Origin of the sequence: Peribacillus sp. NPDC094092 (genome assembly GCF_050279365.1) — a bacterium.
Lineage (GTDB): Bacteria > Bacillota > Bacilli > Bacillales > DSM-1321 > Peribacillus.
This window is the reverse complement of the sequence record NZ_JBNNUC010000002.1, coordinates 1,062,049-1,077,895: the sequence shown is the minus strand read 5'-3', so window position 1 is coordinate 1,077,895 and position 15,847 is coordinate 1,062,049. Positions and strand designations below refer to the sequence as shown.

Below are 15,847 nucleotides of genomic sequence, written 5' to 3'. Positions count from 1 at the left end.
TATTCTTTATGAATGAATGGCACGTCCATCGACAGCAAGGGCCGCCTCTCCGATTGCTTCAGAAAGACTTGGGTGCGGATGGATTGTCTTGCCTATTTCCCAAGGTGTCGCATCAAGCACTTTTGCAAGTCCCGCTTCTGAAATCATATCCGTAACATGTGGTCCGATCATATGAACGCCCAGTATATCATCCGTTCCCTTATCGGCGATGATTTTGACAAAGCCATCCGCTTCCCCGAAAACAAGGGCCTTGCCAACTGCACGGAATGGGAATTTCCCAATTTTAAGGTCATAACCTTCCTCGTTTGCCTGTTCTTCAGTCAAACCGACACTTGCAGCTTCAGGACTTGAATACACACATTTGGAAATGAGCGAATAATCCAGCCGTTCCGGTTGTTGGCCTGCGATATGTTCAACGGCCGTAATCCCTTCATGGGAGGCAACGTGAGCCAATTGGAGACCGCCAATACAATCACCGATGGCATAGATATGTGATTCCTTCGTTTGGAAGAAGTCATTGGTTTCAATAAAGCCTTTTTCTTTAACAATTTCCGTATTTTCTAGGCCGATCCCTTCAACATTTGCTGATCTGCCTACGGAAACCAGCATTTTTTCAGCTGTGAATTCCTCCACAGAACCTTTGACTTCTGCAGAAATGTAAACTGAACCATCCGTTTTCAGGGTTTCAGGCAATACCTGCGCACCTGTAACGAATTTGACGCCTTTTTTCGTCAGGAGACGAAGCATTTCACTGGAAATGTCATGGTCTTCGGTCGGGATGATTCTATCTGCATATTCCAGTACTGTCACATCCACACCAAAATCATTGAGCATCGAAGCCCATTCAATGCCGATAACTCCACCGCCAACAATAATCATTGATTTTGGCAGGCTCTCAAGCTTTAGAGCTTCATCCGATGTAAGCACCAATTCCCCATCAATCGTTAAACCGGGAAGTGTCTTCGGACGCGAACCGGTAGCAATGATGACATTCTGAGGAATGAGCATTTCATTTTCACTGCCATTATTCATTTCCACGGAAATTGTCCCAGGCATCGGTGAAAATATAGAAGGACCAAGTATACGCCCTAACCCTTCATAAACCGTTATCTTTCCTTGTTTCATCAAATGCTGGACACCTTTATAGAGTTGGTCGACCACTTTATTCTTTCTTTCCTGTACCTTGAGGAAATCTACCTTTACATCCCCGGTAACAATACCGAATTCCTCACTTTTCACTGCAGTCTGATAAACTTCCGCACTCCTTAAAAGTGCTTTAGAAGGGATACAGCCTTTATGTAGACACGTTCCGCCGAGCTTGCCTTTCTCCACGACAGCCGTTTTCAATCCTAATTGAGCAGCCCTTATTGCCGCCACATATCCTCCTGTTCCTCCTCCGAGGATAACGAGGTCAAATTCTTCAGCCAAAACCACTCCTCCTCACAAAATACATACTATTTGTCACCATTTTTACTTGCCCTATGTTTATTACGTTATCCATGTTGAAAATTCCTGTGTTTATTTAAAAAAACACAGGAATCTATATCTTGTAAATTACAATCATTTTCTTCCATTCAAGATATGTTTTTCATTTTGTAAGAATTGGCTCCTTGAATTCCTCATGCGAGCAATTCGCTCTTCTGCCATCCTATCCGCCGCTTTATAGGTCGGGATTTGATCACGTTTTGCAATCTCGATGACTCTTTCAATTGTATCATAAACCGTTTCCACTTTTTTAAGGGCTCTTTCCCGATTATACCCTAAAAGCTCATCTGCCACGTTTATGACTCCACCTGCATTAATTACATAGTCAGGAGCATATATAATACCTTTTTCATGAATTTGATCGCCATGAACAGGTTCCTTTAATTGATTATTGGCCGCACCTGCAATGACCTTCGCCTTGATTTGATTAATTGTATCATCATTTATGACAGCACCTAATGCACAAGGTGCATAGATATCACAGTCCACTCCATAAATTTCGCCAGGATCGACTGCTGTCGCACCAAAGGATTCAACCGCACGGGCCACGCTTTCTTTATTGATATCCGTAACGATCAGTTTGGCGCCCTCCTCATGAAGGTGACGGCATAAATTATAAGAAACGTTCCCGACGCCTTGGACCGCAACCACCCTGCCTTCTAAGGAATCAGTTCCGAATGCTTCTTTTGCAGCAGCTTTCATACCGCGATATACCCCATAAGCAGTTACAGGGGAAGGATTCCCCGAAGAACCGAATGCAGGGGAAATCCCAGTGACAAAATCCGTCTCCTCATGAATGAGATCCATATCCTCAACCGTTGTGCCTACATCTTCCGCTGTTATATAACGACCATTCAGCCCTTGGATATACCTTCCGAATGCACGGAACATTTCTTCATTTTTATCCTTCCGGGGATCACCGATGATGACGGTTTTTCCCCCGCCTAAATTCAAGCCGGCAGCTGCGTTCTTATATGTCATTCCTCTTGAAAGCCTTAAGGCATCTTCAATGGCATCTTCTTCAGATGCATACGTCCACATCCTGGTGCCTCCAAGCGCAGGCCCTAATGTCGTATCATGAATGGCAATAATCGCTTTCAAACCCGATTGTTTATCCTGACAGAATAACAATTGCTCGTAATCATACTTTTCAAGATATTTAAAAATTTCCATAAAGGAATCCTCCCTAGATGTTTTAATACATATCAGATATGAGGACACTGAATTACTCCTCATTCTTACTTGTTACTACGTTCATTTTAAATAAAATCCGCTACTAACATGATATTTTCCCCATGGGGAATGGTTCCCTTGAAAAATCCATGCACTTTTTAAATATGCAAATAACATGCCAATAAAATACATATTGAGAGCGTTTATATCCAAATAAAGGAGATGATGGTTAATATGTTGGGCAACTATAGCCTATAACAAATTCAAAAAAATTTCATGTCAGAAGTGGAGTCTCGCTTAAATTAAAACAAATCAGAAAATTCCACGCAATTTCTTTCACGGTACGCAGTTATTTGCATGCAAGAATCTTCATAGTTTTAGTTTTTCCATTTTATAGTATAGATTTCTAACTGAAATCCCCAGCGCTTTTGCCGTAAGCGTTTTATTTCCCTTGTGAGTATGGAACGCTTGCTGAATGATTTCTGCTTCATACTGGTCTATTATCTCCGAGAGCGGTTTCCCCGATACGTAGCCAGAAGGCTTCATTAATAATTTCTCCTGTTTTAATGGAATCTCTTCGATAAAATCCGGAATATGTTGTATATCAATGACCGTCTCATTCAATTTCATGAAAATGATTGCCCGTCCTAAGATATTTTCCAGTTCCCTCACATTACCAGGCCAGTTGTAAATTTGCATTTTATGTATAGCTGCTGCTGTAATTCCCTCTATGCTCCGTCCATACTCCTGATTGATTTTATTGATCAAATGCTCCGCCAATTCCCTCAAATCTTCTTTTCTCTTTCTTAAAGGCGCAATGAAAATAGGCATGCGGTTCAGCCTGAAATACAAGTCTTCCCTGAATGATCCGTTTGCGATGGCCTGTTCCAGGTTGATATTCGTGGCGGCTATCACCCTGACATTGATGGGGATCGGCTTCGTCCCCCCCACTCTGATGATTTCCTTTTCTTGTAATACCCGAAGTAATTTAGCTTGGATGTTGGCTGGCAATTCACCAATTTCGTCCAAAAAGATACTTCCTTGATTTGCCTCTTCAAAAAAACCGACCTTCCCCCCCCTGCTTGCCCCAGTAAAGGCTCCTTCATCATAACCGAACAGTTCACTTTCAAGTAATGATTCCGAGATGGCCGCACAATTTACCCGTACGAATTTATTGAATTTCCTATCGCTCGCATTATGTATCGCATGTGCAAATAACTCTTTGCCAGTCCCTGATTCCCCTCTTAATAAGACAGTAGCAGGTGTTCTTGCCGATAATTTCGCCTGTTCAATGGGGAGCTTCATCTCTTCGGAATCCCCAATTATATCATCGAAGGAATACTTTGCCTGCAATGTCCGGATAATTTGTCTTGCCCGATTCAGTTCGTTGGTCAAGGCTTGAATTTCCGATACATCATGAATGACCCCAACGCTCCCTTTCAGGCACCCATCTACAATGATCGGAGCAACATTCACGATCACTTCCTTATGTTTTGGGCCGACACGCATATTGACACCCCGAACAGGTTTTTTTGTCTGAAGCACTTTCATATGCATACTTTCCCCTTCGTAAATATCGATGGAAGCCGGCTTACCGATCACTTGGGTCTTTGTTAAGCCGGTGATTCTAGTATATGCCGGATTGATCAATAGGCCCCTTCCTTGATCATCCACAACAGAAATGGCTTCATCACTGGATTGAATGATCGCCTGGAGCATCGTTTGTATCTCTTTTAAATCAGTGATCTGCTCTGCCAATTGTACAGCTTCCGTTTTATTCCTAAACACGGAAAAAGCCCCTATGATTTCCTTATCGGCATTCACGAGAGGTATCCTTGTCGTTATGAGTTCCATCCCATTTTTAAGGGTGATTTCCTGATTTATTTCTTTTTGGTTCGTTTCCATCACTCGCAGCAATCCAGTTGAAGGGATGAAATCTTTGATATGTCTGCCTATCACATCTTCGCGCTTTATGTCAGAAGCACGTTCCGCACTATCATTGAACATGATTATGTATCCCTCATGATCAATCACCACCATTCCTTCACTGGTCGTATTAAGGATCAAATCCATTTTTGCCGAGGTATTCTCCAATTTACTTATTAAACGACTTTTCTCTTCAAACAACTTAGTCATAATGAGGGCGACACTTCCAGGAATGAGAATCGTTTGTTCGCCCATTTCCCTTTTTATCTTTTTATAGACAGATGGGTCTCCGGTGGTATCAAAAATGATGTCCAAATCCCGCCTCAATCCCATGCTCCAATCAGTCACTGTAGGAATCCTTCTTTCCTTGGCAGCAAGCATCCCTTCAGCGGATTCATTCGTATCAGCCATACAAACAATGGCGAATACTTCACTTTCCGATAGGAGTTTCAACACGGTTGTCCCTCCCACTCCTCCCCCTACTATCATGACCTTTTGCATGAGCCATCCCCCTTAAGATATAAATATTCCCTGCAATTTCTTTCATGCTCCCAACCATTTTACCATATCGGTACCCTTTAAAAACAATCACCAACTCCCAGTCATTATCTAGATTCCCGAAACTTGACAAATAATTTATATCCTTTATCATTTTTAAAGACGGAATTTTCGGAAGGGATTTGACCGCATGAAACGTTTAATCGCTTTTTTGATTCTTTTTATACCCGGTGCCTTTGCTGCATATGGCATAAAAATAATGAGGGACATGGTGTTCGGTATTTTACAGCCTCCCTACCCAGTCCTTTGGCTGCAATTTTTAATCGGACTGCTCATTACGATTGGCGGAGTAGCCTTTATCGCCGGCTTCATCCTTCATCGAGACCGAAAACAAAATAAGGTCCAAAGCAGATTCACTAAATTTTAAACGCAAATAGAAGGTGCCATATATCATATGGCACCTTCTTTTTTTATTTTGATTTCAATCCTTCTCTAATCCGTACGGCTGCCTCGGGAAAATCGGTAATGATGCCGCTGCATCCCAGTTTGAATAACCGCTTCATCTCGGCTTCTTTATTAATGGTATATGGCCGTACAGGAACACCCATACTCACCGATGCTTGAATTAGTGCATCAGGGGCAGCCCGGATATTTGGGTGGATTGCACTTCCGCCTATTGCCTTGGCATATATCCACGGCATGAATAGACCATCCCTATAAAGCGGTGCGGTTTCCAATTCCGGTGCCAATTGATGGCAATGGACCAAACTGTAATGATTGAAGGAAGAAAGGATCACCCTTTCCTCCATTTCGTAAGTACGGATGAGCCTGATGACTTTCTCTTCTAAGCCTGGATACAGAAAAAGGGTATTTTTCAATTCAATATTGCAAAAAAGCTGATTTTCGTAAAGCCATATAAATAGTTCTTCAAGCGTCGGAATCTTTTCTTTACCCCATTTACCCTTATGGGTTGCAGAAGCATTAAGTGTTTTCAACTCCATCAAGGTCCGGTCTTTTACATACCCCGAGGCATTCGTGGTCCGATCTAGCTTTTCATCGTGAATGATGACCACTTCTCCATCTTTCGAGAGCTGGACATCCGTTTCAATTCCGTCCGCCCCGACACGGGCAGCTTCTTTGAACGCCGACATCGTATTTTCCGGATGAGTTCCTGCTGAGCCTCGATGCGCAAAGATTAAAGTCATGATGAAACGCCGCCTCTCACAATAAGTGTTATATCCCCATTTTATGAATAGAAAAAGCAAATTATTTTCAACTAGATCAATCCTTCAATCAAAATGCAGGTGATTATTTTCTGCATGGAATGTTCCTTTTCTTCAAAACACTTAATTTCTCTCCCAAGCTTTTGATTTACAACCGGGTATCCGGGAAGTAATTTCCCCTTCACCATTTGATTTGGGCAAGTCCATGGTGGACTTCCGTTTATCGTCCTTTCTCTATCCGCTTCATACAAAATGCTCATTTTCATCATAAATCATTCATTACCTACTCCTATTCGCACAGTCATATCTATTTAAAAGGTAAAAATGATTTGAACCGCTGTTTCGACCAAACAAAAACGCCTTTTATTTATGGGATTTCCTTCAAAATCCAATAAATAAAAGGCGTTTAATTTTTTTTAACCGGCATAAAAAATTTGAAGTTGCCGATTAGAAAAAATCAAGAAGCAACTTCTTCCTGTCCTTTATCCCCAGACGGAGAGTTCCTATTTATATTTAGCGGCTCTAGCCTATATATGGTCCATTGTTACCCTGAATCCTTACAACCGGTTTTCCCCTACCCCTGTCAAGAAGCTTTATGTTCGAGGCGCAGCTTATCGGCAACCATGGCAATGAATTCGGAATTTGTAGGTTTTGCCTTTGTCATGCTTACGGTATATCCGAAAAGAGATGATATGGATTCTATATTTCCACGGCTCCAGGCCACTTCGATCGCATGCCGGATAGCACGTTCAACACGGCTGGCCGTAGTATTGTATTTTTTTGCGATATCCGGATATAAAACTTTGGTGATAGAACCCAATAATTCAATATCATTATATACCATTGATATCGCTTCCCTTAAATACAAATAGCCCTTAATATGTGCAGGGACTCCTATCTCGTGAATGATGCTCGTGATGCTGGCATCAAGGTTCTTCGGCTTGGATTCATTTTGTGGACGATAGCTAAATTGACTATGATTTTTTAAAACCGCCTGCCCCTTACTGCTTACCTGACGTATGTGATTGGCCAGGTTTTCCATATCGAATGGTTTCAGGATAAAGTAAGACGCACCCAAATCAACAGCTTTTTTCGTTACATCTTCTTGACCAAAGGCAGTAAGCATAATCACATTAGGCATAGCACCCCGTTTTACTTCACGAAGTTTTTCAAGTACACCTAATCCATCTAAATGAGGCATGATAATATCGAGGATCAATATATCCGGATCAACGCTTTCAAGCATCCCCAGGCAATCTTGACCGTTATGTGCCACCCCAATTACTTCCATGTCTTCCTGTGCAGAAATGTATTCTTCCAGAAGGCCAACAAGTTCTCTATTATCATCTACAACGCACACCTTAATTTTTTTCACGCTTGATTTCCTCCTCAACTACAATTGGTCTTTTTTTCTATATGACTAAATTCTATTGTAATTGAACTTTTCGACAATGGAAACTAAATTCCTTTTATTTTTGAAAAAATATAAGGAATTCAATATTATTCTCCGGATATCTCTTGTTTTCGACTTCGTTTGCTATTCGAATAAAGCGATTGTCGAAAAATCTTCATATCGTTATCATTTTATCACATCGTTTCAAAAAAACCTCTATTTTTTGAAGAAAACAAAATTAATTCCTACCGAAAACCTATGGTATCCAGTACTTTCCATTAAAAAAGGGCATCCTAAAGGATACCCGGATTCTTAGCTTGCCTTTTCATAATTATTTTTGTCGTATATATTGATACCGGCTTCGTTTAACATCCATTCGATATGGACTCCATACCCACTTGTAGGATCATTAACGAATACATGGGTAACTGCACCGATTAATTTCCCATTTTGTATGATAGGACTGCCGCTCATACCTTGAACGATCCCACCTGTTTTTTGCAGCAATTCTTTATCCGTCACTTTTAAGACCATTCCTTTAATTGCAGGAAACTTCTGTGGTATGGAACTGACGATTTCGACATCGAATTCCTCCACTTCAGAACCATCCACCACTGTAAGGATCTTTGCTGGTCCTTCCTTTACCTCATGGGAAAGGGTGATGGGGAGTGGCTTATCGTTAATTCCATTTTTAAAGTCTTGATTTAATTTCCCAAAAATTCCAAAGGGACTATTGCGATTGATATTTCCTATTTTTTCTTTATTAGAAGAAAAGCGTGCCAATTTTTCTCCGGGATCACCATTACTTCCCTTTTCGATGGATGTGACCGTCGATTGAACAATCTGTCCGTCCTTAACAACAATCGGCTTTTTTGTATCCATATCGGATATGACATGTCCCAGCGCCCCATATTTCTTTGAATCCGGATGATAAAACGTCATCGTTCCGATACCCGCTGCCGAATCACGGATATATAAACCCAATTTGTATGTTCCTTCATTCTTATCTTTTAGAGGTAAAAGGGTACTGTGAAGCACTTCATTATCACGGTTAATGACAAGATTCAACGCCTTACCCTTTTCGCCTGCCTGCTGAACAAAAGGGGTTACATCCCCCATCTTCTTTATCGTCTGACCATTGATTTCTGTAATAATATCACCGATTTCAATTTTCGCTTTTTCTCCCGGTGATTTTTTCCCCTGCGCAGTATCAATAAGATGATGACCTACTACAAGCACCCCAAGAGTATTAAGCTTCACTCCAATGGATTGGCCTCCAGGCATGACTTTAAAGTCTTTTAACACCCTGATGTCGACCTTTTTGGCAGGCAAGCCTGCTACATCGAGTAACACTTCATTCGTACCTGGTTTTTCAGCACCAAGCGTAATCGAAGCTTGTTCATCATGAAGCGAAATTCCATCACTGGATCCCGAAGTTTTTGCAGAAACAGGCAATGATTTGGAAATACTATATTGACTTCCTTCAAATAGTACAAGATGATTTGGAATTAAAAAATATTCACGAGATGGCTGGTATAACCCTAATGTTAATAGCGAAACAAGGAGAATTCCACCGATGATCCTGTTTATCCATATAAATTTCAATCCATTCACTCTCCTCGCTCTCTGAAACTTAATGGCTACACCTTTAATTTAGCCCTCATGACAGTCATTTATAACAAGTGCAAAAAATAAAAGCTATCCGTTTTTGGATAGCTTTACAATGAATGCTTATGATTCGTTTAATTAATCTTCCTACCGGCCCATCAAGATGTAATTTTCAGCCTTTTGGCCAGCTGGATTAATTCATTGGCATGTTGTTTCGTCAAATCCGTTATCTCTACTCCTGAAATCATCCGGCCAATTTCTTTTATTTTCTCAGTTTCAATTAACGGCTTTACCGAGGTATTCGTGCGTCCGGCCCTTACATTTTTCGCTATGAAAAGGTGAGTATCCGCCATGGCTGCCACCTGCGGCAAATGGGATATGCACAGTACTTGTGATCCAGTTGCCACTTTGTAGATCTTTTCGGCTATGGATTGCGCGACACGTCCGCTCACACCTGTGTCCACTTCATCAAAGATGATGGACGTTATGCCTTGGTGCTTGGAGAATATGCTTTTCAATGCCAGCATGATCCTGGACAGTTCACCACCAGATGCGATTTTAGAAAGAGGTTTTAATGGTTCTCCTGGATTGGTGGAAATATAAAATTCCATTGTATCCAGCCCTGACTGATTAATGCCCTTATCTGACAATTCATCGAATGTGTAGGCCGTTTGAAGGAAATGGGGTTCAAAAATTGTCTTTTCCATGTATAAATCTTTTAATTCCTGATGAATCTTTTTGGTTAGCTGCTGAGCGTATTTCTGGCGAAGTTCAGACAGATTCTTTGCTTCGACAATTAAATCTGCCTTGATGGATTTCATTTCCTTTTCAAGCTTCGCTATATGGGTTTCCCTATTTTGCAGCTTTTCGACTTCTTCTTCAATAGCTGCCCCATATTCCAGGATTTCCTCGATGGTCCGCCCGTATTTCCGCTTTAATTGATTTATTTCATTAAGGCGACTTTCAATGAATTCCACTCGTTCTGTATCATAATCCAAAGAGTCTAATTGGTCACGGATGTTAGACACGGCCTCTTCAAGCAGGAAGTAGCTATTTGAAACGGTTTCAGAGCTGTTTTTCAAACCTTCATCAAGCGCTGCCGCTTCCTCCAAATTATTCATGGCTACGGAAAGCCAATCAATTGCATGCTGCTCACCATTTAAAGCATTATAACTGGTTTGCAGCGCTTCATGGATTTTTTCGAAATTATTAATTTTCTTCCGCTCTTCCATCAATTCTTCATCTTCGTGTAATTTCAAATCAGCTTTTTGGATTTCATCGAATTGAAATTGAATCAAATCAAGGCGGTGGACCATTTGCTGTTCATTTTGGCTCAAACCATTCAATTGTTTAGAAGCGGTTTCATAACGTTTATATAGCTTTTGGTATTCAGTGAGTGCAGATGCGATTTTTTCACCGCCGAATTGATCGAGCAGCGGAAGATGGAGTCGTTCGTCCATTAATTCCTGATGTTCATGCTGACCATGGATATCTATCAGCGTCCTTCCTATCTCACGTAAGGTGGAAATCGTTACAAGCTTTCCATTTACCCTGCAAACGCTTTTGCCGCTCAGTGAGATATCCCTGCGAAGTATCGCCATCCCATCATTCATATCAATGCCAAACTCTTCCGCTTTGTCAAAGACCGGGTGTTTTTCATCTTCAATTTGGAATAATCCTTCTATTTCAGCCTTGGACTCACCATGCCGAATGAACTCTGCAGAACCACGTCCCCCAACCAAAAGATGAACGGCATCTATTATGATTGACTTCCCTGCGCCTGTTTCTCCTGTCAAGACCGTCAAGCCTTTATCAAATGAAACGGACAGGCTGTCTATGATCGCAAAATTCCTAATCGATAATTCTGTTAACAAACTAGGTCACCTCACAACATTATTAGAGCATGTCCAAGAATTTGCCGGAAATGATCTTTGCATCTTCCTCAGAACGGCAGATAATTAAACAAGTATCGTCGCCGCCGATCGTCCCGAGTATTTCTTGCCAATTTAAATTATCAATCAATGCACAGATTGCCTGTGCATTACCCGGTAGCATCTTCATGACCAGTAAATTGTTGGCTGAGTCAATGCGTACAAATGCATCGACAAGGATTCTCTTTAATTTTTGAAGTGGATTGAAACGTTGGTCGGCCGGCAGACTGTATTTATACCTTCCATCCGTTAAAGGCACTTTTACAAGGTGAAGCTCTTTAATATCCCTAGAAACAGTGGCTTGAGTTACATTGTATCCAGCCAATTTCAATTCTTCAACTAACTCATCCTGGGTTTCGATATCATTATTCGTTATAATGTCCCTTATTTTTATATGTCGTTGTCCTTTATTCATAAGTAGAAGCACCTCTTCTCAACTGTTGCTCATTTAATGGTAATGGTATCACTTTCATTTCTTGCTTAAGCAGTTGTCCCATTATGGGGTTGCTTCGGTCATCAGTACGTGCAAATAGGCCGCTTTTGAAAGTGGCTAATATTAATGTTATCGGATTTTTATGCAATTGTACAACTATTTCTCTAAAAATGAATACAAGTCTCTTATTTGTACTTACCTATCTTATGTATCAACCGATAAATGATTCAAGTTCATCACGCACAATGTATAGTTAAAAAGCTCCTTTAGCCAACCATTCAGCCAAAGGAGCCCATACAAAGTTCTAGCTATTCTTTTTTAAATTGGGCATGGGCCTCCCCAACGATGTCATCAACCGTTTTCGAAAGCAATATCGCTCCATCTTCCTTTGAACCTTGCCAGTGTAAATGAAGTAAGAATTCAATATTTCCATCACCGCCGGTAATCGGTGAGAAGGAGGCGTCCTTAATATCATAGCCTTCCTTTAAAGAAAAAGAAATGATCTTATCCAACACTTGTTTATGGATTTTGGGATCACGGACAATCCCCTTTTTACCCACTTGATCCTTCCCAGCTTCGAATTGCGGTTTAACCAAGGCAACGACATCGCTATCCGGGACGAGCAAGGTCTTTAGCACCGGGAGAATTAACGTAAGCGAGATGAAAGAAACATCAATGCTTGCAAAATTTGGCATCTCCCCATCGAGATCGGCGGGTGTAACATAACGGAAATTGGTACGTTCCATTACTTTTACCCGCTCATCCTGCCTAAGCTTCCAGGCAAGTTGATTATAACCTACATCAAGCGCATAAGACATTATGGCACCATTTTGCAAAGCACAATCCGTGAACCCACCAGTTGATGATCCAATATCAAGCAGTATTTTTCCATTCACTTGTAAATCGAATTCCCTTAATGCCTTCTCTAGTTTAAGACCGCCTCTTGAAACGTAAGGCATGACTTTTCCTTTGATCGTAAACTCGAGATCGACCGGCACTTTTTCTCCCGGTTTTTCGTACCTTTCTTCATTCGCGTAGACAAGGCCCGCCATAACCATACGCTTCGCTTTTTCACGTGTATCGGCCAAGCCTTGTTCTACAAGTAATACATCTACTCTTTCTTTCATCACTTTCATATTGTCAGGCCCTTTTTTCTTTTTTGGGTGTTATCATTTTAATCTTTTTGATGGCTGTCTCAGTCGTTAAACCGATTTCTTCAAGAAGTTCATCGACACTTCCATGTTCAATGAAATAATCAGGTATTCCCATTCGATCTATAATTGCCCCATAAAACCCTTGATCATGAGCATATTCAAGTACTGAGCTACCAAATCCACCTTGAAGAACCGCTTCTTCTATTGTCAAGATTGGCATCTTTTCACCAAGGAGACTGCTTAGCATGTTCTCATCCAAAGGCTTAATGAACCGGGCATTGATCACCTTAACTGAATAATCCTCTTTCTCCAGCAGTTCTGCCGCTTCAAGAGCCATGGGTATCGTTGTTCCGAACGTTAAGATGGCAGCATCCGTTCCTTCTTTAAGAACTTCCCACGAACCGATTGGAATCTGCTTTAATTCGGTATCCATTGCAACTCCCCAACCATTTCCACGAGGGAAACGCATAGCGATCGGACCATCATTATAGTTTAAGGCTGTATTGACCATATGCTGACCTTCGTTTTCATCTTTTGGCATCATCAGCACCATATTCGGAACATGGCGTAAGAAAGCAATATCGAAAACGCCTTGATGTGTTTCACCATCGGAACCAACCAATCCGGCACGATCGATCCCTATGAAAACGTTCAAATTTTGACGGCAGATATCGTGAACGACCTGGTCATAAGCTCTTTGCAGGAAGGTTGAATAAATAGCCAGGAAGGGTTTCATTTTTTGCGTTGCCAATCCTGCCGCAAAAGTTGCAGCATGCTGCTCGGCAATCCCCACATCATAGAAACGCTCTGGGAACTCTTGAGAAAAGCCCACCAACTTCGATCCTACGGGCATTGCAGGTGTAATCGCGACTATCCGCTCATCGTCACGAGCTAGCCTGCTCACAGTATCGCTTACAAGAGCGCTCCAAGCAGGACCTTTACTAGGGGATTTCACGAAATCGCCAGTCTCGATCTTATATGGGCCTGTCCCATGCCAGTTTCCTGTTGTATCCAATTCGGCAGGTGAATACCCTTTGCCTTTTTTCGTGATGACATGCAGCAGTACAGGTCCCTTCGTTTTCTTGGCATATCTTAAATTCTCCAGCAATTCTTCATAATTATGACCATCCACTGGTCCAAGGTATGTGAAACCAAGCTCTTCGAAAAAGATTCCCGAGACCAATAAGTACTTCATGCTATCCTTCAAGCGTTCAGCTGTAGCTGCAAGTTTCCCACCGACTGCAGGAATTTTTTTCAAAAGCAGCTCCAATTCATCTTTCGCCCAGTTGTATTTACCTGCTGTACGCAATCTTCCCAATATCGTGTGCAAAGCACCTACGTTAGGGGCTATGGACATTTCATTATCATTCAGGATAACGATCATGTCCTTTTTTTCATCACCGATATGATTCAATGCTTCAAGCGCCATTCCGCCTGTTAGTGCACCGTCCCCGATTACAGGCAAAATAAAACTGCTTTCACCTTTGATATCACGGGCAGCCGCCATTCCCATTGCAGCTGAAAGGGAAGTCGAACTGTGACCTGTTTCCCAAACATCATGGGGGCTTTCAATCATTTTAGGAAAACCGCAAAGACCTTTATATTTCTTTAAGGTGTCGAACTCTCCAGCCCTGCCAGTCAGGATTTTATGGACATAGGATTGATGTCCGACATCCCATAAAATTTTATCATTCGGACTGTCGAATTCTTTATGCAAGGCTATAGTCAACTCGACGACACCTAAATTGGGTCCAATATGCCCACCGGTCACCGATAATTTTTCCACAAGGAATTTACGTACATCCACACTTAACTCGACAAGTTCTTCATTATTCATCTTCTTCAAAAAAGAAGGGTCTTTTATAGATAGAAGATCCAAACAGGACCACTCACTTTCTGTAATTTTCGGTTGTAAGCATAAACAAAGCCTCATTAAAGAGGACTATGGATGACTAGACCGAAAAATTGGTTTTAAGTTAAAAAATAGCCGCCAACACCCAGGTGATTTCGGCGGCTTATTATACCTATTTTATCACGTATCTCAATAAAAAAATTCATTTTGATTTTCACATAATTTTGCACAATGAGTATACCATAAAACCTCAATTGATAACAAATTTAGCCACAATCAATGATTACGGTTCGCTATTAAATCAGTTAGTTCATTCAACAAACCCGTTTGTAAGGTTGTTTTTCCTAAAGCGGCATGGGCAAGCTCTATATGGTGTTCCAACTTTTCCTTTGCCCCTTGAAGCGTAAGTAAAGATGGATATGTGCTTTTATGATTCCCCACATCACTGCCAACCGGTTTGCCGATCAACTCGACCGACCCTTCAATATCCAGGATATCATCGCGAATTTGAAAAGCAAGCCCCAGGTGGTAGGCAAAGTCACGTAAATGGAATTGCTGTTCTTCATTAGCACCTGCCAATATAGCACCGGAAAGGATGCTTGCAGTCAATAACTTCCCTGTTTTATGTTCATGTATATACTCCAATTCCTGAAGGGTCAACTGTTTATTTTCACCTTCCATATCCGCTACTTGACCTCCAACCATTCCTTCGGCTCCTGCAGAACTCGCAATTTCACTTACCAGGTTCAGCTTCATTTCAGCCGTCACCTCGGGATCGATCATATCCGTCACCAATTGAAAGCTATATGTAAGAAGCGCATCACCTGCCAGTATTGCTACCGCTTCACCGAACACTTTATGGTTCGTCGGTTTTCCGCGGCGGAGATCATCATCATCCATCGCCGGAAGATCATCATGAATCAAAGAATATGTATGAATCATTTCAATGGCAGCCGCTGCAGGAATCCCCATCCTCAAGTTTTTTCCAAAGGCCTCCAGAACCGCAAAGACCAATAACGGGCGAATCCGTTTACCACCTGCCTCCAGTGAATAGATCATCGCTTCTTTTACTACTGCCGGAGCTTTAAGTTTATTGACATATTCCACAATTTCCCGTTCTATAACCGCCTTATATTCTTTAGAAAACATTTCAAAGGATGCCGTACCCATG

At 41.6% G+C, this 15,847-nt stretch carries 12 protein-coding genes; 1 reads left to right on the top strand and 11 read right to left on the bottom strand.

From position 1 onward, the window contains the following. Positions 1-6: 6 nt before the first annotated feature. The 3 genes from lpdA to ACQKNS_RS14230 all read right to left on the bottom strand — a co-directional run bounded on the left by lpdA (position 7) and on the right by ACQKNS_RS14230 (position 5,085). Positions 7-1,428 (bottom strand): dihydrolipoyl dehydrogenase, encoded by a 1,422-nt coding sequence (lpdA, locus tag ACQKNS_RS14240; RefSeq protein ID WP_427643716.1) that lies wholly within the window; start codon positions 1,426-1,428, stop codon positions 7-9. Between the two features lie 132 nt (positions 1,429-1,560). Beyond that, positions 1,561-2,658: a branched-chain amino acid dehydrogenase gene (gene bcd / locus ACQKNS_RS14235; protein ID WP_427643714.1), complete on the bottom strand. Its 1,098-nt coding sequence runs from the start codon at positions 2,656-2,658 to the stop codon at positions 1,561-1,563. Positions 2,659-3,027: 369 nt separating this feature from the next. Beyond that, positions 3,028-5,085, bottom strand: a complete 2,058-nt coding sequence (locus tag ACQKNS_RS14230) for a sigma 54-interacting transcriptional regulator (RefSeq protein ID WP_427643712.1) — start codon at positions 5,083-5,085, stop codon at positions 3,028-3,030. A 187-nt stretch (positions 5,086-5,272) separates the two neighbouring features. Between ACQKNS_RS14230 and ACQKNS_RS14225 the strand changes: the two genes are divergently transcribed. After that, positions 5,273-5,509, top strand: a complete 237-nt coding sequence (locus ACQKNS_RS14225) for a DUF2627 domain-containing protein (RefSeq protein WP_427643710.1) — start codon at positions 5,273-5,275, stop codon at positions 5,507-5,509. 43 nt (positions 5,510-5,552) lie between these two features. Here ACQKNS_RS14225 and ACQKNS_RS14220 read toward each other — a convergent pair whose 3' ends face one another. From ACQKNS_RS14220 to ACQKNS_RS14185, 8 genes are all read right to left on the bottom strand, one after another. Next, on the bottom strand, positions 5,553-6,287 hold the full coding sequence (locus ACQKNS_RS14220) for a glycerophosphodiester phosphodiesterase (RefSeq protein WP_427643708.1): 735 nt from the start codon (positions 6,285-6,287) through the stop codon (positions 5,553-5,555). Between the two features lie 601 nt (positions 6,288-6,888). Next, entirely contained in the window at positions 6,889-7,680 is a 792-nt protein-coding gene (gene spo0A, locus ACQKNS_RS14215; protein WP_063233099.1) for a sporulation transcription factor Spo0A, read from the bottom strand. Between the two features lie 330 nt (positions 7,681-8,010). After that, positions 8,011-9,303 (bottom strand): SpoIVB peptidase, encoded by a 1,293-nt coding sequence (gene spoIVB, locus ACQKNS_RS14210; RefSeq protein ID WP_427643706.1) that lies wholly within the window; start codon positions 9,301-9,303, stop codon positions 8,011-8,013. Positions 9,304-9,464: 161 nt separating this feature from the next. Then, positions 9,465-11,180: a DNA repair protein RecN gene (gene recN, locus ACQKNS_RS14205; protein ID WP_427643705.1), complete on the bottom strand. Its 1,716-nt coding sequence runs from the start codon at positions 11,178-11,180 to the stop codon at positions 9,465-9,467. A 22-nt stretch (positions 11,181-11,202) separates the two neighbouring features. Further along, entirely contained in the window at positions 11,203-11,652 is a 450-nt protein-coding gene (gene ahrC, locus ACQKNS_RS14200; protein ID WP_034308279.1) for a transcriptional regulator AhrC/ArgR, read from the bottom strand. Positions 11,653-11,978: 326 nt separating this feature from the next. Continuing rightward, positions 11,979-12,806, bottom strand: coding sequence for a TlyA family RNA methyltransferase (locus ACQKNS_RS14195; RefSeq protein WP_427643703.1), 828 nt, complete (start codon positions 12,804-12,806; stop codon positions 11,979-11,981). A 4-nt stretch (positions 12,807-12,810) separates the two neighbouring features. Next, complete coding sequence (dxs, locus tag ACQKNS_RS14190) at positions 12,811-14,703, bottom strand: 1-deoxy-D-xylulose-5-phosphate synthase (protein WP_427643701.1); 1,893 nt, start codon at positions 14,701-14,703, stop codon at positions 12,811-12,813. 249 nt (positions 14,704-14,952) lie between these two features. Further along, entirely contained in the window at positions 14,953-15,846 is an 894-nt protein-coding gene (locus tag ACQKNS_RS14185; protein WP_427643699.1) for a polyprenyl synthetase family protein, read from the bottom strand. Position 15,847: the final 1 nt, after the last annotated feature.

Coding starts and splice junctions, on each gene's coding strand:
- bcd (WP_427643714.1), bottom strand. CDS start 2,658: ATGGAAATTTTTAAATATCTTGAAAAGTATGATTACGAGCAATTGTTA.
- ACQKNS_RS14230 (WP_427643712.1), bottom strand. CDS start 5,085: ATGCAAAAGGTCATGATAGTAGGGGGAGGAGTGGGAGGGACAACCGTG.
- ACQKNS_RS14225 (WP_427643710.1), top strand. CDS start 5,273: ATGAAACGTTTAATCGCTTTTTTGATTCTTTTTATACCCGGTGCCTTT.
- ACQKNS_RS14220 (WP_427643708.1), bottom strand. CDS start 6,287: ATGACTTTAATCTTTGCGCATCGAGGCTCAGCAGGAACTCATCCGGAA.
- ahrC (WP_034308279.1), bottom strand. CDS start 11,652: ATGAATAAAGGACAACGACATATAAAAATAAGGGACATTATAACGAAT.
- ACQKNS_RS14195 (WP_427643703.1), bottom strand. CDS start 12,806: ATGAAAGTGATGAAAGAAAGAGTAGATGTATTACTTGTAGAACAAGGC.
- ACQKNS_RS14185 (WP_427643699.1), bottom strand. CDS start 15,846: ATGGGTACGGCATCCTTTGAAATGTTTTCTAAAGAATATAAGGCGGTT.